15 protein-coding genes and 1 pseudogene are annotated in these 23,587 nt (G+C 65.6%); 10 read left to right on the plus strand and 6 right to left on the minus strand.

Features of this window, described 5'->3' with window-relative positions:
- Positions 1-8: 8 nt before the first annotated feature.
- The gene (locus ACO6VK_RS17995; RefSeq protein WP_422509554.1) at positions 9-1,619 is read right to left on the minus strand and encodes a transglycosylase SLT domain-containing protein; all 1,611 of its coding nucleotides are present in this window, start codon (positions 1,617-1,619) and stop codon (positions 9-11) included.
- Positions 1,620-1,735: 116 nt separating this feature from the next.
- Between ACO6VK_RS17995 and ACO6VK_RS18000 the strand changes: the two genes are divergently transcribed.
- Complete coding sequence (locus ACO6VK_RS18000; RefSeq protein WP_422509556.1) at positions 1,736-3,247, plus strand: helicase HerA-like domain-containing protein; 1,512 nt, start codon at positions 1,736-1,738, stop codon at positions 3,245-3,247.
- A gap of 34 nt (positions 3,248-3,281) precedes the next feature.
- Positions 3,282-3,809, plus strand: coding sequence for a transcription elongation factor GreB (gene greB, locus ACO6VK_RS18005; protein WP_422509558.1), 528 nt, complete (start codon positions 3,282-3,284; stop codon positions 3,807-3,809).
- Here the strand turns inward: greB and ACO6VK_RS18010 are convergent.
- Both ACO6VK_RS18010 and rimO read right to left on the minus strand, forming a co-directional pair.
- A complete protein-coding gene (locus ACO6VK_RS18010; protein ID WP_422509560.1) occupies positions 3,697-4,626 on the minus strand; it encodes a DUF3025 domain-containing protein in 930 nt (309 codons plus the stop codon). The genes greB and ACO6VK_RS18010 overlap by 113 nt on opposite strands.
- The gene (gene rimO / locus ACO6VK_RS18015; RefSeq protein ID WP_422509562.1) at positions 4,623-5,990 is read right to left on the minus strand and encodes a 30S ribosomal protein S12 methylthiotransferase RimO; all 1,368 of its coding nucleotides are present in this window, start codon (positions 5,988-5,990) and stop codon (positions 4,623-4,625) included. The genes ACO6VK_RS18010 and rimO overlap by 4 nt, the downstream gene beginning before the upstream one ends.
- A 188-nt stretch (positions 5,991-6,178) precedes the next feature.
- On the opposite strand from rimO, the gene ACO6VK_RS18020 reads away from it, so the two are divergent.
- Genes ACO6VK_RS18020 through ACO6VK_RS18030 form a run of 3 tightly spaced genes read left to right on the plus strand, consistent with a single transcriptional unit; the run spans position 6,179 to position 7,452 of the window.
- Positions 6,179-6,850: a dienelactone hydrolase family protein gene (locus ACO6VK_RS18020; RefSeq protein ID WP_422509564.1), complete on the plus strand. Its 672-nt coding sequence runs from the start codon at positions 6,179-6,181 to the stop codon at positions 6,848-6,850.
- The gene (locus ACO6VK_RS18025; protein ID WP_422509566.1) at positions 6,847-7,269 is read left to right on the plus strand and encodes an HIT domain-containing protein; all 423 of its coding nucleotides are present in this window, start codon (positions 6,847-6,849) and stop codon (positions 7,267-7,269) included. The genes ACO6VK_RS18020 and ACO6VK_RS18025 overlap by 4 nt, the downstream gene beginning before the upstream one ends.
- 15 nt (positions 7,270-7,284) lie before the next feature.
- Complete coding sequence (locus ACO6VK_RS18030; protein WP_017354312.1) at positions 7,285-7,452, plus strand: LiaI-LiaF-like domain-containing protein; 168 nt, start codon at positions 7,285-7,287, stop codon at positions 7,450-7,452.
- Between the two features lie 118 nt (positions 7,453-7,570).
- Here the strand turns inward: ACO6VK_RS18030 and dcd are convergent, their stop codons facing one another.
- Positions 7,571-8,143, minus strand: a complete 573-nt coding sequence (dcd, locus tag ACO6VK_RS18035) for a dCTP deaminase (RefSeq protein WP_019182646.1) — start codon at positions 8,141-8,143, stop codon at positions 7,571-7,573.
- A gap of 89 nt (positions 8,144-8,232) precedes the next feature.
- Positions 8,233-9,090, minus strand: a complete 858-nt coding sequence (gene apbC / locus ACO6VK_RS18040; RefSeq protein WP_017354314.1) for an iron-sulfur cluster carrier protein ApbC — start codon at positions 9,088-9,090, stop codon at positions 8,233-8,235.
- 204 nt (positions 9,091-9,294) lie between these two features.
- On the opposite strand from apbC, the gene ACO6VK_RS18045 reads away from it, so the two are divergent.
- The 5 genes and pseudogenes from ACO6VK_RS18045 to ACO6VK_RS18065 all read left to right on the plus strand — a co-directional run bounded on the left by ACO6VK_RS18045 (position 9,295) and on the right by ACO6VK_RS18065 (position 21,850).
- Positions 9,295-12,099, plus strand: coding sequence for a TonB-dependent receptor plug domain-containing protein (locus ACO6VK_RS18045; protein ID WP_422509569.1), 2,805 nt, complete (start codon positions 9,295-9,297; stop codon positions 12,097-12,099).
- Positions 12,100-12,472: 373 nt separating this feature from the next.
- Positions 12,473-15,277 carry a TonB-dependent receptor domain-containing protein gene (locus ACO6VK_RS18050; RefSeq protein WP_422509571.1) on the plus strand — a complete coding sequence of 935 codons (2,805 nt, stop codon included), beginning with the start codon at positions 12,473-12,475 and terminating at the stop codon, positions 15,275-15,277.
- Positions 15,278-15,607: 330 nt separating this feature from the next.
- Positions 15,608-18,424, plus strand: a complete 2,817-nt coding sequence (locus ACO6VK_RS18055) for a TonB-dependent receptor domain-containing protein (RefSeq protein WP_422509573.1) — start codon at positions 15,608-15,610, stop codon at positions 18,422-18,424.
- Positions 18,425-18,778: 354 nt separating this feature from the next.
- A pseudogene (locus ACO6VK_RS18060) lies at positions 18,779-19,993 on the plus strand (TonB-dependent receptor plug domain-containing protein); the annotation flags it as partial.
- Entirely contained in the window at positions 19,982-21,850 is a 1,869-nt protein-coding gene (locus ACO6VK_RS18065) for a TonB-dependent receptor domain-containing protein (RefSeq protein ID WP_422509590.1), read from the plus strand. The pseudogene ACO6VK_RS18060 and the gene ACO6VK_RS18065, both read left to right, overlap by 12 nt.
- Before the next feature lie 64 nt (positions 21,851-21,914).
- On the opposite strand, the gene ACO6VK_RS18070 is transcribed toward ACO6VK_RS18065, so the two are convergent.
- On the minus strand, positions 21,915-23,513 hold the full coding sequence (locus ACO6VK_RS18070; protein ID WP_422509592.1) for a phytoene desaturase family protein: 1,599 nt from the start codon (positions 23,511-23,513) through the stop codon (positions 21,915-21,917).
- Positions 23,514-23,587: the final 74 nt, after the last annotated feature.

Here is a 23,587-nt window from a genome sequence, read left to right on the forward strand (position 1 = left end):
GATGTCGGTTACCTGTCGCAGCCCTGCAGCTTGAGCGTCTGGCCGGGGCGCAGCGCGTAGCCCGGCGCCTTGAGGCCATTGGCCCGCGCCAGCGCCGGCAGGTCGCACTGGTACTTGGCGGCAATGCGGCCCAGCGTATCGCCCTTGCCCACCTTGTGGCTGCGCACCGGCTTGGGCTTCGGCTTGGACGACGCACGCGGCACGGCCACGGGGGCGGCCGGCGTGACCGCCGGGGCGCTGTCCTGCGCTTCGGCGATCGGCACCACGCTGCCCACCGCCACATTGCCGGTGTAGGTGGCGGCCGACGGGCGCACGATGGCGGCGTTGAGGTCGGCGGTGATCAGCGTGCGCGCCAGGTCCGCGCGCGGACCGCTGACGCAGTAGCGGTTGTACAGCCCGGCGATGCGCGTGGTGGCGTTGATCGTGGTGCCCGCCGGAATCCAGCCGTCGGCTTCGTAACGCGGGTTGAGGTTGCGCAGCACACGCATGTAGCCGTCGCGCGTACCGGCACTGCCCAGGCAGATGGTCAGTTCGTAGATCGTGGTGGACTTGGCCAGGCGCAGGGTGGCCGGCTGCGCGCTGATCTTGGGGAACTCCACACCGTACTGCTGCGGGTGCAGGTAGATCCACGCGGCCGCGATCACCATCGGCACGTAGTCCTTGGTCTCGCCGGGGAACTGGTTGTAGACGCTGTCGGTCCAGAAGCCCTGGCCCGCGCTCTGGCGATACACCCGCGCCGCACGGCCCTCACCGCCGTTGTAGGCGGCCAGCGACAGTTCGATGTTCTTGTTGAGCTCACGCATGCGCTCGTTCATGTACGAGGCGCTGGCCTCGGCGGCGCTGCGTGCATCGAAGCGGGTGTCGAACCCGGTGCCATCCGGGCCGAGCCCGAAGCGGCGGCCGGTGGCCGGCATGAACTGCATCAGGCCGGCCGCGCCGGCGCGCGAGGAGGCGTGCACGCGGCCATTGGATTCCTTGGCCATGATGCCGAACAGCAGGGCCTCGGGCAGGCCACGCTTCTCCCACTCCGGCCACATCACCGCGCGCAGGTTCTGGTAGTTCTCATAGCTGGTGAGCAGCGCCGGGCGCATGTCGGTGAGCCAGCGGCGGATACCCGCCTGCACGGCCGGGTTGTACTCGACCATGCTGTCGAAGGCGTGGCGCTTGTCGTTCAGCAGCGCGGCCGCACGCGCCGCTTCGGGCACATCGGCCGCCAGCGGCCCGACATGGTCCGGATCGGCCTCGAGCAGGACGCCGTCGGCGACGATGGCATCGGCGTCCTCACCCTGACCATCGGCGGTGTTCTTGAGCAGGCGCTTGTAGGTGGTCAGCAGATTGCTGACCTGGCAGCCCTTCTGGGCCACACAGGCGCTGATCACATCCTCCATGTCCTCCAGCGCCGCATCGGCCTCGTTGCGGCCCTTGGGGTCGGCGTTGGCCACCAGCACCAGCGCGTCGCCGTAGCGCTTCTCCGCGGCTGTCATGCGCTGCTCCAGCGCTTCGATCTTCACCCGGTCGCGGGCCGAGACCCGCTGGGCATGTGCCTCCGGCACCAACGACACCATCGCAGCGAGCGCCAACAATGGCCAAGCGCGGACAAGCAAGACAGGAACGGGCATTTTTGGCACTGTGTGCGAGAGATGGGGCAGAGTAGCCGCGGCCATCGCATCGGGGCAACCCGCTCATCGCCGCGCCCGCTGCCACTATTTAGAATCCCGCGCATTCACACAACGAGTTGACCATGGACCCGATTCTGCTCGGCAAAGGCATCACCGATGACATCCCGGTCACCCTGCTGCCCCGCCTGGGCAACCGGCACGGGCTGGTGGCCGGCGCCACCGGCACCGGCAAGACCGTGACCCTGATGACCCTGGCTGAAGGTTTCTCGCGGCTGGGGGTGCCGGTATTCCTGGCCGATGTGAAGGGCGACGTGTCCGGCCTGGCGGTGGCCGGCGCGGGCGGCGATGCGCTGCTGCAGCGTGCCCACGACATCGGCGTGGCCGATTACGCCCCGGCCGCCAGCCCGGCGATCTTCTGGGACCTGTACGGCAAGCTGGGCCACCCGGTGCGCACCACCGTCAGCGAGATGGGCCCGACCCTGCTGGCGCGCATCCTGGAACTCAACGACACCCAGGCCGGCGTGCTGGACATCGTGTTCAAGCTGGCCGACGACCGCGGCCTGCTGCTGCTTGACCTGGACGACCTGCGCGCCCTGCTCGGCCTGGTCGCCGAGGAGCGCAAGGACATCTCCACCGAGTACGGCCTGGTCAGCGCGCAGACCGTGGCCGCCATCCAGCGCTCGCTGCTGCGCCTGTCGCAGGACGGCGGCGAAGCCTTCTTCGGCGAACCGGCACTGGAGCTGGCCGACCTGATGCGGGTCAATCACGACGGCCGCGGCGTGATCGGCATCCTCGCCGCCGACCAGCTGGTGCTCAAGCCGCGACTGTACTCGACGTTCCTGCTGTGGCTGCTGTCGGAGCTGTTCGAAACGCTGCCGGAAGTGGGCGACCTGGACAAACCCAAGCTGGTCTTCATCTTCGACGAGGCGCACCTGCTGTTCGACGATGCGCCGCCGGCACTGGTGCAGCGCATCGAGCAGGTGGTGCGGCTGATCCGCTCCAAGGGCGTGGGCGTGTACTTCTGCTCGCAGTTCCCCGACGACGTCCCGGCCAACATCCTCGGCCAGCTCGGCAACCGCGTGCAGCATGCGCTGCGCGCCTTCACCCCACGCGACCAGAAGGCGGTGAAGGTGGCGGCGGAGACCTTCGTGCCCAATCCCAAGCTCGATGTTGCCGCCACCCTGGCCAAACTCGGCACCGGCGAGGCGCTGGTCTCCACGCTGCAGGACAAGGGCATCCCCTCGCCCGTGCAGCAGACCCTGATCGCGCCGCCACGCTGCCGCATGGGCGCCATCACCGAGGCCGAGCGTGCCCAGGTGCGCGCCGGCAGCCCGGTGGGCAGCCGCTATGACACCGCCATCAACCGCGAGTCGGCCGCCGAGCTGCTGGCCCAGCGCGCGCAGAAGGCGGTGCAGCAGGCCGACGCCCCCAAGGCCCGCACGCGTGAGCAGGACGACGACCAGGCCGGCGGTTTCGGCCAGTCGATCAAGGACGCCATCTTCGGCACCAAACGGCGCCAGGGCATGATCGAAACGATGGCCAAGCAGACCACCCGGACGGTGGGCACCAAGCTGGGCAACCAGATCGTGCGCGGTATCCTCGGCGGGATTTTCGGCGGCAAGCGTTGAGCCGCGTCACCTCCTCACGAAACAAGAAGACCTGATGTCGCGTTGGCGTCCCCCTGCGGAAAAGAGTACGGCCCTGATCACCGCGCAGGGCCACCAGCGGCTGAAAGCCGAGCTGGACGATCTGTGGCGGGTGCGCCGGCCGGAGGTGGTCAAGGCGCTGGCGGCCGCCGCGGCGGAAGGCGACCGCTCGGAGAACGCCGAATACACCTACCGCAAGAAGCAGCTGGGCGAGATCGACCGCCGCGTGCGTTACCTGACCAAGCGGCTGGAATCGCTGCGGGTGGTGGACACCGTTCCGAGCGATCCGCAGGCGGTGTTCTTCGGCGCGTGGGTGGAACTTGAGAATGTGGACAGCGGCGATGTCAGCCGGTACCGCATCGTGGGGCCGGACGAAACCGATGCGGGCGCGGGGTGGATCAGCATCGATTCGCCGCTGGCGCGCGCGCTGCTCAAGAAGCGCGTGGACGACGAGTTCGAGGTGGAGCTGCCGAGCGGTCGCACCGGGTTTGCGGTGCTGACCGTGGCGTATGAAGCGCACGCGGCGGAGCAACCCGCCCGTTGATCGGCGGGTACGTCCTGCCTTCGCGCACCGGCCGGAAATAGTCGGCCTGCCGGTAGAACGCCAGGTCCTGCCGCGCATGCCAGCCCGGGATGCCCATCAAGGGCAGCGGACGCAGCTCCAACGGGTCATCCAGGAGATGATCGTTCTCGATCATCGCCGCCGTGCGGGCAACCGCCTGCGCATCGTCATCGCCCTGCACCACCACGCATTTGCCCACCAGCATGCGTGCCGGCAGCAGCGCCTGCTCCATCAGCGCATGGCCAATCACGCCGGCCACCGCGATATCGCCGGTGCGCCAGGCCTCCGCACGCGCGACGAACAACGCCACCCAGTCGTGCCGGTCCCAGGCGTCCAGCAGCGCAGGGTCGCGCACCCGCACGATCACCCCGGTCTCGTCGAACTGGGTCAGCGCGGCCTGCGCGCGGTTGCGCAACGCCGGTCCGTGCGCGGCGATGTGCCGGCACTGGCGTGCATTCAACGCCTGCTTGATCGCCGGGTAGCGCGCCCAGACCAGCGCATTGAACAGGTCATGCCAGCTGCACGGACGGGTTGCGATACGACCCTGCGCAATGCGTTGCTCGTAATGCAGTCCATCGGCGAGCAACGCGTCATCCTGCTCGACCAGCTGCCGACCGGGCAGCGCCAGGCGTCTGTCCAGTGCGTCCACGGCCGGCCAGTCGGCAGCGACCAGCAGATCCTCGTAGGCCGAGACCGCCGCCAACAGCGGGTGGCCGAAGCACGCGCGGTCCACCTCCCCACGCGCCGGCGCACGGAAACGCCGGCGGCCCACCGCCTCACGGGCGGCCGGGTCGGTCACAGCACCTTGATGTCGAGCCGGGTCTGCGCCGCGCTTTCATCGATCAGCGCATCGCCGTACAGATCGTGCTCGTCGCTTTCGGTGATCTCCACATCAACGAACTGGCCCACCCGCAGGCGCGCCTCGTCGGCATTCTGGATATGCACCAGGCCGTCGATTTCCGGTGCATCGGCCTTGGAACGCGCCACGGCGATACCGTCTTCGATCGCGTCCACCAGGCACTGCTGCACCGTCCCGATCTTGGCCTCCAGGCGTGCGGCGGAGATCTCCGCCTGGCGCGCCATGAAGCGGGCCAGGCGCTCCTGCTTGACCTCGTCGGGCACCGCGCCGGGCAGATCGTTGGCGGTGGCGCCGGTGACCGGCGAGTAGGCAAAGGCGCCGACCCGATCCAGCTGTGCCTCGTCCAGGAACGACAACAGGTCCTCGAACTCGGCCTCGGTCTCGCCGGGGAAGCCGACGATGAAGGTCGAGCGCACGGTGATGTCCGGGCACAACTGGCGCCAGCGCTGTACGCGCTCCAGGGTCTTGTCGACCGCGCCCGGGCGCTTCATCAGTTTGAGGATGCGCGGGCTGGCGTGCTGGAACGGGATGTCCAGGTACGGCAGGATCCGGTTCTCGGCCATCAGCGGCACGATCTCGTCCACATGCGGATACGGGTACACGTAGTGCATGCGGGTCCAGGCATCCAGTTCGGACAGGCCTTCACACAGCGCCTTCAGACGGGTCTGGTACGCCTTGTCGCGCCACATGCGCTCGGCATACTTCACGTCCACGCCGTAGGCCGAGGTGTCCTGGGAGACCACCAGCAGTTCCTTGACGCCGCCGCGCACCAGCCGCTCGGCCTCGCGCAGCACCTCGTCGACCGGGCGCGAGACCAGCTTGCCGCGCATCGACGGAATGATGCAGAAGCTGCACGTGTGGTTGCAGCCCTCGGAAATCTTAAGGTAGGCGTAATGGCGCGGGGTCAGCTTGATGCCGTAGTCCGGCACCAGGTCCACGAACGGATCGTGCTTGGGCGGCAGCGCGGCGTGCACCGCTTCCATCACGCTCATGTAGTCCTGCGGGCCGGACACGGCCAGCACGTTCGGGTAGGCCTCGCGGATCTGTTCCGGGCGCTTGCCCAGGCAACCGGTGACGATCACCTTGCCGTTGGCGTTCATCGCCTCGCCGATCGCATCCAGCGATTCGGTCACCGCCGAATCAATGAAGCCGCAGGTGTTGACCACCACCACGTCGGCCGAATCGTAGGACGGAACAATGTCGTAGCCCTCGGACCGCAGCTGGGTGAGGATGCGCTCGGAATCGACGAGGGCCTTGGGGCAGCCAAGGCTGACGAAGCCGACTTTGGGGTTCAGCTGGGACATGGATCAGGACTCTGGGGGCCTGGGTCGGAATGACCTGGGGCCGGAAACGGCGGCAAGTATACCGGCGTTGCACGTCCAGCCCTGAACCGGATCGCCGACCCAGCCGCCAGACCCGGCATGGCCGGTGACGCCGCGCTAACCGGTGCGGGCCCGATAATGAATCCCTTCACCAACGGGAGTCTCGCATCATGGGTGAGTGGGTCACGCTCGACACGCATCACGGACCGGTCCGCGCCTGGCAGGCCGAACCGGACGGCAAGCCCCGCGGCGGGCTGGTGGTCATCCAGGAGATCTTCGGCACCAACGCGCACATCCGTGAGGTGGCCGAAGGCTTCGCCGCCGCAGGTTACGCGGTGCTGGCGCCCTCCTTCTTCGATCTGGTTGACGGCCCGGACGCCGACCCCGATGCCCTGCCCTACGACCCGGACGGCGTGAAGCAGGGGCTGGAGCGCGTCAACGCCCTGGGGGTGGAGAAGGCCCTGGAGGTCGTCCGCGCTGCCGCCTCGCGGCTGGCCCCGGCGGGCAGGGTCGGCACCGTGGGCTACTGCTGGGGCGGCAGCATCGCGCTGCTGGCCGCGCTGCGCCTTGGCCTGCCGTCGGTCAGCTACTACGGCGCGCGCAACGTGCAGTTCCTCGACGAAACGCCCAAGGCACCGGTGCTGTTCCACTTCGGCGCCCAGGACAGGAGCATCCCGCCGGAGGCGATCAAGGCCCACCGCGAGAAACTGCCGCAGATGGCCACCTTCGTCTACCCGGCCGACCATGCCTTCAACCGCAACGTCGGACATGCGTATGATCCAGACAGCGCCACCCTGGCGCTGGAACGCACCCTGGACTTCTTTGCGGAGCATCTTGGATGAGCGAGTTCGAACTGGATTCACGCCTGGCCACCGATAGCGTACTGGTAGCAGAAGGGCCGTTGTCGCAAGTGCGGTTGATGAATGACGAGCGGTACCCGTGGTTGATCCTGGTGCCGCGTCTGGCCGGCATCACCGAATGGATCGAGCTGGACGGCGACCAGCAGGACAAACTGCGCACCGAGTTGAACCGGGCCTGCAAGGCGCTCAAGGGCACCGACGGTGTGGAAAAGATCAACATCGGCGCGCTGGGCAACATCGTGCGCCAGCTGCACTTCCACGTCATCGGCCGCCACGTCGGCGACCCGGCGTGGCCCGGGCCGGTCTGGGGCCACGGCCAGGCCCACCGTCACGATCCGGACGTGCTCACCCAGCGTGTCGCGTACTGGAAGGAACGGCTAGGATATCCGGCCCACTCCTGACGGACCCTGCCCCTGATGCGTTCGAACCTGATTGCCGCCATCGTCCTGATCCTCGTGGGCCTGTTTCTGCTGGCCAGCAACCTGGGCTGGACCAACATGAACATGGGCCGCCTGATCCTTACCTGGTGGCCGGTGATCCTGGTGGCGGTTGGCATCGGACTGCTGTTCGGCCGCGGCAAATGACGCGGCGGCGGTGAACGGAAAAAGCGCGGATCGCTCCGCGCTTTTTTTGTTTCCGGGCGACAGGCAGCCGACCAACGGTCGGCTCTACCTGAGGCGGTGACGCAGCCCGACCTGCCGCTCAGGTGCGCGGCAGGGTCACGCCGGTCTGGCCCTGGTACTTGCCGCCGCGATCCTTGTAGGACGTCTCGCAGATATCGTCCTTGTCGGCCTGGAAGAACAGCATCTGCGCCACGCCTTCGTTGGCATAGATGCGCGCCGGCAGCGGCGTGGTGTTGCTGAATTCCAGGGTGACGTGGCCTTCCCACTCCGGCTCCAGCGGGGTCACGTTGACGATGATCCCGCAGCGCGCATACGTGCTCTTGCCCAGGCACACCACCAGCGTGTCGCGCGGAATGCGGAAGTACTCCACGGTGCGGGCCAGCGCGAAGCTGTTCGGCGGAATGATGCACTCGTCGCCGACGATGTCCACGAAGCTGCCCGGGTCGAAATGCTTCGGGTCGACGATGGTGGAATTGATGTTGGTGAACACCTTGAACTCGCGCGAGCAGCGCACGTCGTAACCGTAGCTGGAGGTGCCGTAGCTGACGATGCGCTGGCCGTTGGCCTGCTTGACCTGGCCGGCTTCGAACGGCTCGATCATGCCGTGCTGCTCGGCCATCTGGCGGATCCAGCGGTCACTCTTGATGCTCATGTAGGGGTCCTGGAGGCAGTGGGGGCACGGCGGAGGCGCCCGGGGCACGATTCTAGCAGCCGCCCCCCGCAGCCGGTCAGAGCAGCCGGTCAGAGCAGCGAGGACAGGATCGGAATGCTGGCCCGCGGGCGCTTGCCCATCTCTTCCACCAGCCGTTCGGCCGCCCGCAGATAGGCCTGCGCGGCCGGCGAGTCCGGTGCGGCGGCGACGATCGGGGTGCCCGCGTCGCCCTGCTCGCGGATGCCGATGTCCAGCGGCAGCGAGCCGAGCAGCGGCACGCCGTACTGCGCGGCCATGCGCTCGCCACCGCCCTGGCCGAACAGGTGCTCGACGTGGCCGCAGTTGCTGCAGGTGTGCACGGCCATGTTCTCGACCAGGCCCAGCACCGGCACCTCGACCTTCTCGAACATCTTCAGCGCCTTCTTCGCATCCAGCGTGGCGATGTCCTGCGGCGTGGTGACGATCACCGCACCGGCCAGCGGAATCTTCTGGGTCAGGGTGAGCTGGATGTCGCCGGTGCCCGGCGGCAGGTCGATCAGCAGATAGTCCAGGTCGTCCCACAGCGTGTCGTTGAAGAACTGCGTCATCGCCGAGGTCGCCATCGGCCCGCGCCAGATCATCGGCGTCTCGTCCTCAATCAGATAGCCGATCGACATGGTTTCAACGCCAAACGCACGCAGCGGTTCGATCGACTTGTTGTCCGGGCTTTCCGGGCGGCCACTCAGGCCGAGCATCATCGGCACGCTGGGGCCGTAGATGTCGGCATCCAGCAGGCCGACGCGCGCGCCCAGACGGGCCAGTGCGACGGCGAGATTGACGGCGGTGGTGGACTTGCCGACACCGCCCTTGCCCGAGCCAACGGCGATCACGTTGCGGATGCGCGGATGCGGCGTCAGCCCCTTCTGCACCTGGCTGGCATGGGGACGACGAGACTGGCTGGCACTCACTGCGGGCACTCCGGAAACGCTTCAGGGGAACCAAACACTATACAACCTTGACGGTGCCTGACTAAGAATCGGACTTGCTAGGAATCCATGCAATTTTCGTTAAGTTCATGTTACGTTCGATTGGCACCACGTTGAGCGTTTTCTGCGCGTTTTCGGGAGGGAATCATTGGCGTCGTGCATTCGTATCTGCTCTATGGACTATCAATGAATTACCCACGCAATACCGCTCGTCGCACCACCCTCGCAACTGCACTGTTCTCTGCCCTGATCGCCACCGCGGCCGTACCGGCCCTGGCACAGGACCAGGCCACGACGCTGGACAAAGTCACCGTCACCGGCTCGCTGATTCCGCAGACCGACCTCGAAACCCAGACCCCGGTGATGTCCATCACCGCGCAGGACATCCAGACCCGCGGCTTCACCAGCGTGGCCGAAGTGCTGCAGCAGTCCTCGCTGACCACCGGCGGCCTGCAGGGCGGCCAGACCTCCGCCTCGTTCACCCAGGGCGCTGAAGCGGCCGGCATGTTCGGCCTGAACCCGGGTTACACCAAGTACCTGATCAACGGTCGCCCGATGATGTCGTACCCGGCGCTGTACAACGGCGGCGATACGTTCAACAACATCAGCGGCATTCCGATCGACATCGTCGAGCGCATCGAAATCCTGCCGGGCGGCCAGTCCTCCCTGTACGGGTCGGACGCGATCGCCGGCGTGGTCAACATCATCCTCAAGGAACGCATGGAAGGTGGCACGTTCACCGTCCGTGGCGGCACCTACAGCGAAGGCGGCGGCAACAACCTGCGCGTCAGCGCGGCCCACGGCTTCAGCGCTTTCGATGACCGCTTCAACGCACTGGTCAACGTGCAGATCGAGTCGAGCAACCCGATCTGGGGCTACCAGCGCGACCTGACCAAGGCCACCAATGCCAACGGCTACACCGCACAGGTGCCGGGCAACGACTTCGCGGTCATCGACGCCGACACCAACCGCCTGTACATGATGGACCCGACCAACTGCGCCAGCGTCGCCGGCCAGTTCGGTGGCACCACCGTGATGGGTTCGCGCGCCTCCGGCCTGTCCTGCGGCTCGGTGTACGGCGCCGGCTACAAGACCCTGAAGAACGGCAAGGACAGCGGCCAGTTCTATTCGGCGATGACCTTTGACGTCAACGACGACCTGCAGCTGTTCGCCGACGTGCTGTACAGCAAGGAAAAGACCGAATACACCTCCGGCTCGAACTACCTGTGGTGGGGCACCAAGAGCACGATGGGCGGTTTCTACGACCAGTCCTCCGGCAAGGTGGTCAACCTGCAGCGCGCCTTCGCACCGGAAGACATCGGCGGCCAGGGCTACAAGGACGTGCTCAACAGCGATGAGAGCCGCTCCTACCAGGTGACCCTGGGTGCCAAGGGCGCCTTCGGCAACTGGGACTACAGCGCCAGCTTCACCCGCGGTGAGTACAAGCTCACCGAGAACAAGTTCATGCGCTGGAAGGACCCGATCAACAACTACTTTGCCGAGCACGTGCTGGGTCCGGTACTGGGCACCACCGCCGACGGCTGGGACATCTACAACCCGAACTGGGGCGCGTTCTACTCGGCGATCTCGCCGGAAGATTTCGCCAGCTTCACCGGCTACGCGCACAACCGCAGCCGCACCTGGCAGAACCTGGCCCGCGCGCAGGTCACCAACGGCTCGCTGTTCTCGCTGCCGGGCGGTGATGCCGGCTTCGCGGTCGTCGTCGAAGGCGGCAGCGAAGGCTGGGACTACTCCCCCGACCAGCGCCTGCTGGACGGCCAGGCATGGGGCTCGTCGGCCGTGGCCGGCAACGGCCACCGCAGCAACTACGCGGTGACCTCCGAGCTGCGCATGCCGCTGCTGGAATCGCTGACCGTGACCGCCTCGGGTCGCTACGACGCCTTCAAGATCGCCGACAACACCGTCGACAAGGCCACCTACAGCCTGGGTCTGGAATACCGTCCGCTTGAGAGCCTGCTGTTCCGCGGCAAGTACGGCACCGCCTTCCGCGCGCCGACCCTGTCCGATGCCTTCCAGGGCACCAGCGGCTACTACGCCAACAACTCGACCGACTACTACCGTTGCGGCCAGCTGGGCTACACCCCGGGCAACACCGCCGACTGCCGTTACGACAACAGCGTCTCGGTGTACTCCGAGCGCGCCGGCAACCCGGACCTGGAGCCGATCACCGCCGACGTGTGGAACGCCGGTCTGGTCTGGGCGCCGATGCCGACCCTGTCGATCTCCGCCGACTACTACAACTGGAAGATCGAGAACGAAGTCGACACCGCCAGCACCGACCAGCTGCTGCTGGCCGAGTACTACTGCCGCAACAGCCTGCCCAACGCCGCCTCGGCCAGCTGCCAGAACGTGGCCGACTGGGTCGTGCGCGACGCCGCCGGCAACCTGAGCAGCCTGTACACGCCGAAGATGAACGTCGCGCGCCAGAACCTCCAGGCCGTGACCGTTGGCTTCAAGTACCTGCAGGACATCGGCCGCTTCGGCGCGCTGCAGTTCTCGGGCAACTACACCAACATGCTCAAGCGTGAAGTGCAGTCCGAGCCGGGTGAAGATTTCCAGGATCTGCTGGGCAACCCGATCGCGATGTGGAACTACGACAACTACGCCAAGGTGCGCAGCGATGCCGCCGTGGCCTGGTCGATCGGCAAGTTCACCACCACCGCCTACGCCAACTATGTCGGCAAGACGCCGAACTACCTGGCCGGTCTGAACGGTTACGACTACACCCACCCCGCGTCGGGCAAGTCGGCAGGCAAGTGGGGTTCGTACACCACCTACAACCTGAGCGTGAACTACCGTGCACAGGACGACCTGACGCTGTCGGTGATGGTCAACAACGTGTTCAACAAGATGCCGGAAGGCCAGGTGTACAGCTACCCGGGCACCTCCGGCACGCCGTACAACAATGCCTTCTACAGCATCTACGGCCGCGCCGTGTACGCGCAGATGAAGTACGACTTCGGCAAGTAAGCGCCGCAGGCACCACCGGCGACCGGGCAGGGCCCTGCCCTGCCGGACGCCACCCGGAACGCCCCGAAAGGGGCGTTTCGCGTTTCCGGCATCGCCTGGAACCCGGAAAACAGAAACCGTTTTCAGCTGCAACTATTCAGCCGAGGCTCATCTAGCCTCAGGTTACAAATTGATACCTTTTATTACATTGTTGTTTTGTATTGATTTTTAAGGATTTTCGACACCTTATTCCGTTTGGCAATGTGACACCCCCGTGTAGCCATCGTTAAGCCCATGTTACGTTCAGCCACGAAGCAAGGACGCATTCAGCGCGCCGCTGAAAGCGGTTCCAGGACGGAACACCGCCACGTCACTTCTGCTTACGGGGATCCCCATGTCTCGCCAACGCTCCACGATTTCGCGTCACCCGCTGACCGCTGCCGTCCTCACCGGCATGCTGATGGCCAGCGCCGCCACCGCCTTCGCCCAGGACAGCAGCACTGTCAACCTGGACAAGGTCACCGTCACCGGCTCGCTGATTCCGCAGACCGAGATCGAGACCCATACCCCGGTCGTGACGGTCACCGCCGAAGACATCCAGACCCGCGGATTCACCAGCGTGGCCGATGTGCTGCAGCAGTCCTCGCTGACCACCGGCGGCCTGCAGGGCGGCCAGACCTCCGCCTCGTTCACCCAGGGCGCTGAAGCGGCCGGCATGTTCGGCCTGAGCCCGAGCTACACCAAGTACCTGATCAACGGCCGGCCGATGCTGTCCTACCCCGCCCTGTACAACGGCGGCGACACGTTCAACAACATCAGCGGCATCCCGATCGACATCGTCGAGCGCATCGAGATCCTGCCGGGCGGCCAGTCCTCCCTGTACGGGTCGGACGCGATCGCCGGCGTGGTCAACATCATCCTCAAGGAACGCATGGACGGCGGCGTGCTCAACGTCCGTGGCGGCACCTACACCGAAGGCGGCGGCAGCACCTTCCGCGTCAGCGGCGCCAGGGGCTTCAACAGCGCCGACGACCGCCTGAACGTACTGGTCAACGCGCAGTTCGAGTCGAGCAATCCGATCTGGGGCTACCAGCGCGACATCACCAGGACCACCAACGGCAAGGGTTACACCGCACAGGTGCCGACCAACGACTTCCTGGTGGTCAATCCGGCGGCCGGCAACGCCTACCTGATGATGGACCCCAACCTGTGCGCCAACGTGGCCGGCCAGTTCGGCGGCACCACCGTGCTGGGCACCCGCGCGGCGGGCCAGTCGTGCGGCTCGATCTACAGCCCGGGCTACAAGACCGTCAAGAACGGCAAGGACAGCGCGCAGCTCTACAGCTCGTTCACCTTCGACGTGAACGACAACTTCCAGCTGTTCGGCGATGCGCTGTACAGCTACGAGGACGTCAAGTACGCGACCGGCTCGAACTACACCTGGTGGGGCACCGCATCCGGCTACGGCCGCTTCTGGGACCAGACCAGCGGCCAGTGGATGAACCTGCAGCGCGCGTTCGCCCCGGAAGACATCGGACCGAACGGCTACAAGGACATCCTCAATACCGACCGCAACAAGGCCTACCAGGTCACCCTCGGCGGCCGCGGCACATTCGGCAACTGGGATTACAGCGCCAACTTCACCCGCGGCGAGTACAAGCTGACCGAGCGCAACTTCGTGCGCTGGGCCGATCCGATCAACAACTATTTTGAAGAGCACGTGCTCGGCCCGCAGCTGGGTACCCGCAGTGGCTATGCCGTGTTCGCACCGAACTGGGAGGCGTTCTACGCGCCGATCCCCGCAGGCGATTTCGCCACCTTCACCGGCTATACCGAAAGCCAGAGCCGTACCTGGCAGAACCTGGGCCGCTTCCAGATCACCAACGGCTCGCTGTTCTCGCTGCCGGGCGGTGACGCCGGCTTTGCCGTGGTCGCCGAGGCCGGCAGCGAAGGCTGGGACTACACGCCCGATCCGCGCCTGATGGACGGCAGCGTGTGGGGCACCACCGCCGTCGCCGGTGCCGGCCACCGCAGCAACTATTCGGTGACCAGCGAACTGCGCCTGCCGCTGCTGGATTCGCTGACCGTGACCGGTTCGGGCCGCTACGACGCGTTCAAGATCGGCAGCAGCACCGTGGACAAGGCGACCTACAGCATCGGCGTGGAGTTCCGTCCGATCGAGAGCCTGCTGTTCCGCGGCAAGTACGGCACCGCCTTCCGCGCGCCCAGCCTGTCCGATGCCTTCCAGGGCCTGAGCGGCTACTACGCCAATGGCGCCACCGACTACTACCGCTGCGGCCAGCTCGGCTACGCGCCCACTGACACCACCGGCTGCGCCTACGACAGCGTCTCGGTGTTCGGCCAGCGCGCCGGCAACCCGGACCTCGAGCCGATCACCGCCGACGTCTGGAACGCCGGCATCGTCTGGGCACCGCTGAACAACCTCTCGTTCTCGGTGGACTACTACAACTGGAAGATCAAGAACGAAGTCGACACGCTGAGCTCGGACCAGCTGCTGCTGGCCGAGTACTACTGCCGCAACGGCCAGACCAACAACACCTCGGCCAGCTGCCAGAACGTGGCCGACTGGATCACCCGCGACGCCTCCGGTGTGCTCGATGAGATCTACACGCCGAAGATGAACGTGGCCAGCCAGAACCTGCAGGCCGTCACCGCCAGCGCCAAGTACCTGCAGGAACTGGGGCGTTTCGGCTCGCTGCAGTTCTCCACCAACTACACCAACATGATCAAGCGCGAGCTGCAGCCGCAGCCGGGTGACGCGTACCTGGATCTGCTGCGCGATCCGTACAACATGTGGATCTACGACTCCTACGCCAAGGTGCGCGCCGATGGCTCGCTGGCCTGGGCGTTGGACAAGTGGACCACCACGCTGTACTTCAACTACGTCGGCAAGACCCCGAACTACCTCGCCTATGCCGGCAACGGGTACGACTACGTGCATCCGTCGGGTGCCAAGGCAGGCAAGTGGGGGTCGTACACCACCTACAACCTGAGCGTGAACTACCGTGCGCTGGACAACGTGACCTTCTCGCTGATGGTCAACAACGTGTTCAACAAGATGCCCGACAACCAGGCGAGCAACTACCCGGGCACCTCGGGCACGCCGTACAACAATTACTTCTACAACATCTACGGCCGCGCGGTGTATGTGCAGGCCAAGTACGAATTCGGCCACTGACCGCCGCGTTCACCCCGCTTCAGAGCCCCGCTTCGGCGGGGCTTTTTTTTGCGGTGTGAAACTCGATCCGGCGATCAATCTCAATTGTTAATACCGCGTGCATATTCACTTACCACTCATGATGATGCAGATCGCATTTTTTGTTGATTTTGCAACCACTTGTTTTTACGTGCTTTTTCACTTTGCCCGCACATTCACCAACGTCGATTAATTGACAACCCTGCGGCAAGCACGTTAAGCCTGCGTTACTTTCCCTGACAGCGTCCGTTCAACCGCGTGTCAGCCCCACGGAAGGGAAAGCTTCGACTTCACCACAACACGGGTATCCACATGTCCTGCCAAGGTTTGAAGATTTCGCGTCATCCGCTCACCGCCGCCGTTCTGTCCGGCCTGCTGTTCGTCAGCGCCAGCGCCCTCGCGCAGGACAGCGAGCCTGCGACCAACCTGGATCGCGTCACCGTCACCGGTTCGTTGATCCCGCAGACCCAGATCGAAACGCACACCCCGGTGCTGACCGTCACCGCCGAAGACATCCAGACCCGCGGCTTCACCAGCGTGGCCGAAGTGCTGCAGCAGTCCTCGCTGACCACCGGCGGTCTGCAGGGCGGCCAGACCGCGGCCTCATTCACCCAGGGCGCCGAGGCGTCGGGCATGTTCGGCCTGGATCCGGGCTACACCAAGTACCTGATCAACGGCCGCCCGATGCTGCAGTACCCGGCGCTGTACAACGGCAGCGACGCCTTCAACAACCTCAGCGGCATCCCGATCGACATCGTCGAGCGCATCGAAATCCTGCCGGGCGGCCAGTCCTCCCTGTACGGGTCGGACGCGATCGCCGGCGTGGTCAACATCATCCTCAAGGAGCGCATGGACGGCGGCGTGCTCAACGTCCGTGGCGGCGCCTACTCCGAGGGCGGCGGCAGCAACTTCCGCCTGAGCGGGGCCAAGGGCTTCAACAGCGCCGATGACCGCTTCAACGCACTGGTCAACGTGCAGTACGAAAAGAGCAGCCCGATCTGGGGCTACCAGCGTGACCTGACCCGCACCAACAACGCGCACGGCTACAGCCCGCAGGTGCCGTCCAACGACTTCCTGGTGTACCTGCCGGCGAACCAGAACCGGTTCGTGATGATGGACCCGAGCCGTTGCGCGAACGTCGCAGGGCAGTTCGGGGGCACCACCGTGCTGGGCACCCGCACCTCCGGCGAGTCCTGCGGCTCGGCCTACGGCGCCGGCTACCGCACGCTGAAGAACGACAAGGAAAGCAGCCAGTTCTACAGCTCGATGACGTTCGATGTGAACGACAACTTCGAGCTGTTCGCCGATGCGCTGTACAGCCTGGAAGAGGTCAAGTACACCGCCGGTTCGGGCTACACCTTCTGGGGCAGCGACCTGAGCTTCGGTGCGTTCTATGACCAGGGCACCGACCAGTACATGAACCTGCAGCGCGCGTTCGCGCCGGAGGACATCGGGCCCAACGGCTACAAGGACATCCTCAACACCGACCGCAACAAGGCCTACCAGTTCACCCTGGGCGGCCGCGGCACGTTCGGCAACTGGGACTACAGCGCCAGCTTCAGCCGCGGCGAGTACAAGCTGACCGAACGTGGCTTCGTGCGCTGGGCCGATGCGATCGACGGCTACTTCGAGGACCACGTGCTGGGCCCGGTGCTCGGCACCACCGATGACGGCTACAACATCTACAACCCGAACTGGACCGCGTTCTACGCCACGCTGCCGGCCGGCGACTTCCAGAGCTTCACCGGTTTCACCACCAGTGAAAGCCGCACCTGGCAGAACCTGGGCCGCTTCCAGATCACCAATGGTTCGCTGTTCACCCTGCCCGGCGGCGATGCCGGTTTCGCCGTGGTTGCCGAAGCAGGCAGCGAAGGCTGGGATTACACCCCCGACGCGCGCCTGATGGATGGCACGGTGTGGGGCACCACCTCGGTGGCCGGCGCCGGCCATCGCAGCAACTACGCGCTGACCACCGAACTGCGCCTGCCACTGCTGGAATCGCTGACCGTGACCGGCTCGGGCCGCTATGACGCGTTCAAGATCGCCGACAACACCGTCGACAAGGCGACCTACAGCATTGGCGTGGAATACCGCCCGATCGAAAGCCTGCTGTTCCGCGGCAAGTACGGCACCGCCTTCCGCGCGCCGACCCTGCCCGATGCCTTCCAGGGTGAGAGCGGCTTCTACGCCAACGGCGCAGTGGACTACTACCGCTGCGGCCAGCTCGGTTACGACCCGGCCGATACCGTCGGCTGCCCGTACGCACAGGAATCGGTGTTCGGCACCCAGGCCGGCAACCCGGACCTGGAGCCGATCACCGCCGATGTCTGGAACGCAGGCATCGTGTGGGCGCCGATGAGCAACCTGTCGCTGTCGGTGGACTACTACAACTGGAAGATCGAGAACGAGGTGGACAACCTCAGCTCGGACCAGCTGCTGCGCGCGGAGTACTACTGCCGCAACAACCTGGACAACGCCACCTCGGCCACCTGCGACAACGTGGCCGACTGGATCACCCGCGATGCCGCGGGCAACCTGGAGCAGATCTTCACCCCGAAGCTCAACGTGGCGCGCCAGAACCTGCAGGCCATCACCGCCAGCTTCAAGTACGTGCAGGACATCGGCCGCTTCGGCTCGCTGCAGTTCGCCAGCAACTACACCAACATCCTCAAGCGCGAACTGCAGCCGCAGCCGGGTGACAACTACCTGGACCTGCTGCGTGACCCGTACGCGATGTGGTACTACGACGCCTACGCCAAGGTGCGCACCGACGGCTCGGTCGGCTGGGCCAAGGACAAGTGGACCACCACGATGTACTTCAACTACATCGGCAAGACCGCCAACTACATGTCCTACCTGGGCGAGAGCTTCGACTACGTCCATTCGTCCGGCTACAAGGCCGGCAAGTGGGGCTCCTACACCACCTACAACCTGAGCGTGAACTACCGGGCCCTGGACAACCTGACCCTGTCGGTGATGGTCAACAACGTCTTCAACAAGATGCCCGACGGCCAGGCCCACAGCTACGCCGGCAACATTGCCTCGCCGTACAACACCTACATGTACAACCCGTATGGCCGGGCCATCTACGTGCAGGCCAAGTATGACTTCGGGGTGAGCAGCAACTGACCCGAACCCGACCGGCCACGCTGCCGTGTCGCTCAAGGCCCCCGTCTTCGGACGGGGGCCTTTTCTTTGTGTCGCACTGTGTCTGCGAACCGCCCAATTGCGCAAAACGATACGAAGTCACCTATTCATAGTTCACTCATAAAGACAGGATGAGCAAACCGTGATGACAACCAAGCAATTGTATTTATTGCACTTTTCTTAAAAGCCGGGGGTGAATTCGTTCACTCGCGTGAGGGTGATGTACATTTCTTGTTAATTGCGTGTTAGGTTCGAATGACGCTAGGACGGCGACTGAACCTACACAAAACGGCCACCACGGAATGAGGCCGTCTCACTTCACCAGGGGATTCATAGATGACCAACCACAGCATCCGGCACATCCGCCACCCGCTGACCAGCGCCCTGCTGGCCGGCCTGGCAGTCGCCGCCGGTTCGGCCCCCGCGTTCGCGCAGGAAGCCGGCACCAACCCGATCGACCTCGACAAAGTGACCGTAACCGGCTCGCGCATCGCGCGTACCGGCTTTGTGACCCCGTCGCCGGTGACGGCGATCACCGCTGAGGAAATCCGCAGCACGGGCGCGCTGAACATCGGCGACCTGATGAACAAGATGCCGCAGTTGACCCCGAGCTACTCGCTGGGCAACTCGACCCGCTTCATCGGTACCGCTGGTCTGGGCCTGATGGATCTGCGCGGCATGGGTCCGTCGCGCACCCTGGTGCTGGTCAATGGTCGTCGCCACGTGGGCGCCAGCCCGGGCTCGACCTCGGTCGACGTCAACACGATCCCGGTGGAATGGATCGAGCGCGTTGAAGTGATCACCGGCGGCGCCTCGGCCGTGTACGGCGCCGACGCCGTGGCCGGCGTGGTCAACTTCATCATGAAGAAGAGCTTCGAAGGCTTCGAGCTGCGTGCCCAGGCGGGCCAGGCGGACGAAGGCAGCTTCGACCGCTCGTTCGTCAGCTTCTCGGGCGGCAGCGACTTCGCCGACGGCCGCGGCAGCGCCGCCATCGCACTGGAATACAGCAAGCAGGGCCGCTTCGGCCGTGGCGACCGTGAAATCGGCCGTCGCTACCAGGTCTCGGTGCCGAACCCGAACTACGACCGCACCAAGCCGCCGAGCGAAAGCAACCCGCAGACCATCCTGGCCAGCCCGGGTGGCAACCACTCCATCTCGTACGGCGGTACGATGGACCTGGGGCCGATGACGATCTCGCGTACCGGCACCCGCACCACGGCGTTCAGCCCGGCCAATCGTTACCTGTTCAACGATGACGGCAGCTACCGCAAGAACCGCTACGACGGCACCATCGTCAGCGCCACCAGCTGCGTGGACTGCGACTTCGCCGACCTGAACGCCGTTGCCGACCTGCAGCCGTCGTTCGACCGCGTCAGCTTCAACACCGTGCTCAACTTCGAACTGAACGACAACCACCGTCTGTTCTTCGAAGGCAAGTACACCAAGACCGAGTCGGAGTTCTACGGTCAGCCGGCGTTCGACAGCAGCCTGCGCCTGCGCCGCGACAATGCGTACATCTCCAACGACCTGCGCGCGCTGATGGATTCGCGCCGCGTGATCGTGACGAACGCCGATGGCAGCACCACCAATCGTGCGATCTCGAACGACAGCAACAACACGGAAAGCAACCTGATCCTGGCCCGCTTCAACGTCGACGCCGGCCGTCGCGGTGAGCAGATCGAACGCCAGACCACCCGTGCCGTGCTGGGTCTGGAAGGCAACCTGGGCGAAGAGTGGACGTATGAAGCGTCGGCCAACTTCGGCCAGACCACCATCGACCGCATCAACCTGAACAACCGCATCACCGAGCGTTGGCACGCCGGTATGGATACCGCGCTGGATTCCAGCGGCCGTGTCGTCTGCCGCGCCTCGCTGGACCCGAACGCGATCAACCCGAACACCGGGCAGCGCTACAACCAGGCCCTGATCGCCGGCTGCGTGCCGTTCTCGGTCTTCGGCAACGGCGCGATCTCCAAGGAAGCGGCCGAGTGGTTCAACACCCGTTCGCTGAACCAGTCCAAGCTGAAGCAGCAGGTGTTCAGCGCCTCGGTCGCCAACAACTCGCTGTTCTCGCTGCCGGCCGGCGACGTCGGCTTCGCCGGCGGTGTGGAATACCGCAAGGAACAGAGCCAGGAAAACACCGACGCCCTGTCGGCCCTGGGCCTGACCTTCCTCAACGCCATTCCGAGCCGCGGCGGTGAGTACAACGTCAAGGAAGTGTTCGCGGAAACCACCGTGCCGCTGCTGGCCGACCTGCCGCTGATCCGTCGACTGAACCTGGATCTGGCCGGCCGTTGGTCGGACTATGATTCCATCGGCGACACCAAGACCTGGAACGTCGGTCTGGATTGGGAAATCCTGAGCAGCCTGCGCGTCCGTGGTACCTACGCCAGCGCCGTGCGTGCACCGAGCATCGGCGAGCTGTACAACCCGCAGTCGCAGAACTTCGCGACCATCGCCGATCCCTGCAGCACGCTCAGCACCAACAGCAACCGTCCGGCGACCGCCAAGGACCCGGCACTGCGCGCTGCCAACTGCGCCGCGCTGGGCATCCCGGCCAACTGGGTTGACACCTACTCGGCCAACCGTCCGGGCGTCAGCGGTGGCAACCCGAACCTGAAGCCGGAAGAAGCCAAGACCCTGTCGTTCGGCTTCGTGTGGCAGCCGGAGTTCCTGGAAGGCTTCGGCATGTCCATGGACTACTGGCGCGTGACCCTGACCGACGCGATCGGTTCGGTCTCCGCCCAGACCCTGGCGACCCGCTGCGTGGATTCGCCGGGAGGCGTGCAGAACAACCCGTTCTGCGATTCCATCAAGCGCGCCCCGGTGGGCGGCTACACCTCGCCGACCGGCACCGCATTCCCGGAATACAGCATCTACAACTGGGTTGCGATCTCGGAAAACCTGGCCAAGTCGCGTCGCGTCGGCGTCGATCTGGAAATGGACTACCGCTTCAACCTGCTGGGTGGCTTCACCACCATGCGCCTGGTCGGTACCCGTCTGATCCAGTCGCGTGAATGGGCCTTCCAGTCGTTCCCGGACGAGTTCACCGAATACGTCACGTACTACACCGATCCGCGCTGGCGCGGTCAGTTCACCACCACGTACAAGCGTGGTGACTGGCGCGCTTCGTGGGACATGACCTACGTCGACGGCAACCTGCGCGTCACCCCGGACAGCTACAACTCCAACCCGGGTTCGCAGAGCCCGATCCGCAACCCGTCGTACCTGTACCACAACATGCAGGTCGGCTATAAGTTCCCGAACTCGGGCATCGACGTCTACGTGGGCGTGGACAACGTGTTCGACAAGGATCCGCCGGTGAACTACTTCGGTGCCGACGCCGGTGCCGCCCTGTACGACAGCATTGGTCGTTACATGTACATGGGCATCACCTACAAGTTCTGATCCATCCAGAACCGCACCACGAAAAAGCCCGGCATCCGCCGGGCTTTTTCTTTGCCTGCGCCGCTCAGTCGGCGAGGATGGCGCGCGCGGCGTTGTGGCCCGGCGCGCCGGTGACGCCGCCCCCGGGATGGGTACCGGCACCGCACAGATACAACCCGGGCAACGCGCCCCGGTAGTCCGCCTGGCCGAGCATCGGGCGCGCACTGAACAGCTGGTTGAGGCTGAGGGCGCCGTGGAAGATGTCGCCACCGATCAAGCCGAAGGTGCGCTCCAGATCCAGGGGACTCATGCTCTGCCGCCCCAACACCGAGGCGGCGAATCCCGGCGCATGGCGCTCGACCGTGGCGATCATCAGGTCGGCCACTTCTTCCCGATGGTCGTCCCAGTGCCGGCCGCCCGGCAGCTGCGGCGCGACGTGCTGGCAGAACAGACTGGCCACGTGCTGCCCGGGCGGCGCCAGCGACGGGTCCAGCGTGCTGGGAATCAGCAGCTCCACCACCGGCTCGCGCGACCACCCGTGCGCGCGCGCGTCCTGCCAGGCGCGGTCCATGTAATCCAGGCTGGGAGCGATGATGATGCCGGCAGTGAGGTGATCGCCCGGCCCCGGCAGGCAGGTGAAGGATGGCAGGCGCGACAGCGCCACGTTCATGCGGAACGTGCCGGACCCGCAGCGCCAGTGGGCCATGCGTTCGCGGGTGGCCTCGGGCACCTCGTCCGGCGCGAGCAGGTGCTCGTACAGCAGTTTCGGATTGACGTTGGCAACCACGCTGCGCGCGGCGATGCGCTCGCCGGCCAGGGTTTCCACGCCGACCGCGCGGCCATGTTCGACCAGCACGCGGCGAACGCCCGCCTCGGTGCGCACGGTGGCACCGGCCGCAGTGGCGGCGGCCGCCATCGCCTGGGTGATCGCCCCCATTCCGCCGAGCGCGTGGCCCCAGGCCCCTTTGACCCCGTTGCTCTGCCCGAAGGCGTGATGCAGCAGCACGTAGGCGGTGCCTGGCGCATAGGGACTGGCGTAGTTGCCGACAATGCCATCGAAACCGAACAGCGCCTTGATCGGTTCGCTCTCGAACCAGCGGTCCAGGTACTCGGCGGCGGAGATGGTGAACAGGTCCAGCAGCTCCTGGCGCAGGGCCGGCGACAACGCGTACAGCTGCCTGCCCAGCTTGCCTGCCTGCCACAGCGCCGGCAGCGCATGCAGCCAGCCGCCCTCGCCCACGTTCGGCGGCGGTTGCAGCGCGAGCGCGCGCAGCACGTCGGCAAACACCTCCAGACGCTGCTCATACAGCGGCAGGCGCTCGGCATCGCGGGCGGAGAAGCGCGCCACCTCGGCCACGGTCCGGCCCTGCCCGGCGAGCAGATACCGGTTCTCCGACAGCGGCAGGAAGTTGTTGATGCGGCGCGGTACCACGCGCAGTCCGTGGCCGGCCAGGTCCAGGTCGGCGATCACCTGCGGCTGCAGCAGCGACACGGTGTAGGACGCCACCGAATTGCGGAAGCCTGGATGGAAGGTCTCGGTCACCGCCGCCCCGCCGACCGTGGCCCGGCGCTCCAGGATCAGCACGCGCCTGCCGGCGCGGGCCAGATAGGCGCCGCACACCAGGCCGTTGTGACCGGCGCCGATGATGACCGCGTCCCACGTCCGGGCCGATGCGTGTGCCATACGCACTATATACACCGCCGGGTGGGGCCCTGCCCGGCCATCGCGGGCGTGCCGATCGCGGCCGGTCGCTGTAC

The sequence above is a fragment of the Stenotrophomonas sp. GZD-301 genome (genome assembly GCF_049310345.1).
In the GTDB taxonomy this organism is placed as follows: domain Bacteria; phylum Pseudomonadota; class Gammaproteobacteria; order Xanthomonadales; family Xanthomonadaceae; genus Stenotrophomonas.

Bases quoted from the DNA above. Each gene is read 5' to 3' on its own strand.
- ACO6VK_RS18030 (WP_017354312.1), top strand. From the start codon at position 7,285: ATGCGTTCGAACCTGATTGCCGCCATCGTCCTGATCCTCGTGGGCCTG.
- ACO6VK_RS18070 (WP_422509592.1), bottom strand. From the start codon at position 23,513: ATGGCACACGCATCGGCCCGGACGTGGGACGCGGTCATCATCGGCGCC.
- ACO6VK_RS18065 (WP_422509590.1), top strand. From the start codon at position 19,982: ATGGATTCGCGCCGCGTGATCGTGACGAACGCCGATGGCAGCACCACC.
- ACO6VK_RS18045 (WP_422509569.1), top strand. From the start codon at position 9,295: ATGAATTACCCACGCAATACCGCTCGTCGCACCACCCTCGCAACTGCA.
- dcd (WP_019182646.1), bottom strand. From the start codon at position 8,143: ATGAGCATCAAGAGTGACCGCTGGATCCGCCAGATGGCCGAGCAGCAC.
- ACO6VK_RS17995 (WP_422509554.1), bottom strand. From the start codon at position 1,619: ATGCCCGTTCCTGTCTTGCTTGTCCGCGCTTGGCCATTGTTGGCGCTC.
- ACO6VK_RS18020 (WP_422509564.1), top strand. From the start codon at position 6,179: ATGGGTGAGTGGGTCACGCTCGACACGCATCACGGACCGGTCCGCGCC.
- ACO6VK_RS18025 (WP_422509566.1), top strand. From the start codon at position 6,847: ATGAGCGAGTTCGAACTGGATTCACGCCTGGCCACCGATAGCGTACTG.
- greB (WP_422509558.1), top strand. From the start codon at position 3,282: ATGTCGCGTTGGCGTCCCCCTGCGGAAAAGAGTACGGCCCTGATCACC.
- rimO (WP_422509562.1), bottom strand. From the start codon at position 5,990: ATGTCCCAGCTGAACCCCAAAGTCGGCTTCGTCAGCCTTGGCTGCCCC.
- ACO6VK_RS18050 (WP_422509571.1), top strand. From the start codon at position 12,473: ATGTCTCGCCAACGCTCCACGATTTCGCGTCACCCGCTGACCGCTGCC.
- ACO6VK_RS18055 (WP_422509573.1), top strand. From the start codon at position 15,608: ATGTCCTGCCAAGGTTTGAAGATTTCGCGTCATCCGCTCACCGCCGCC.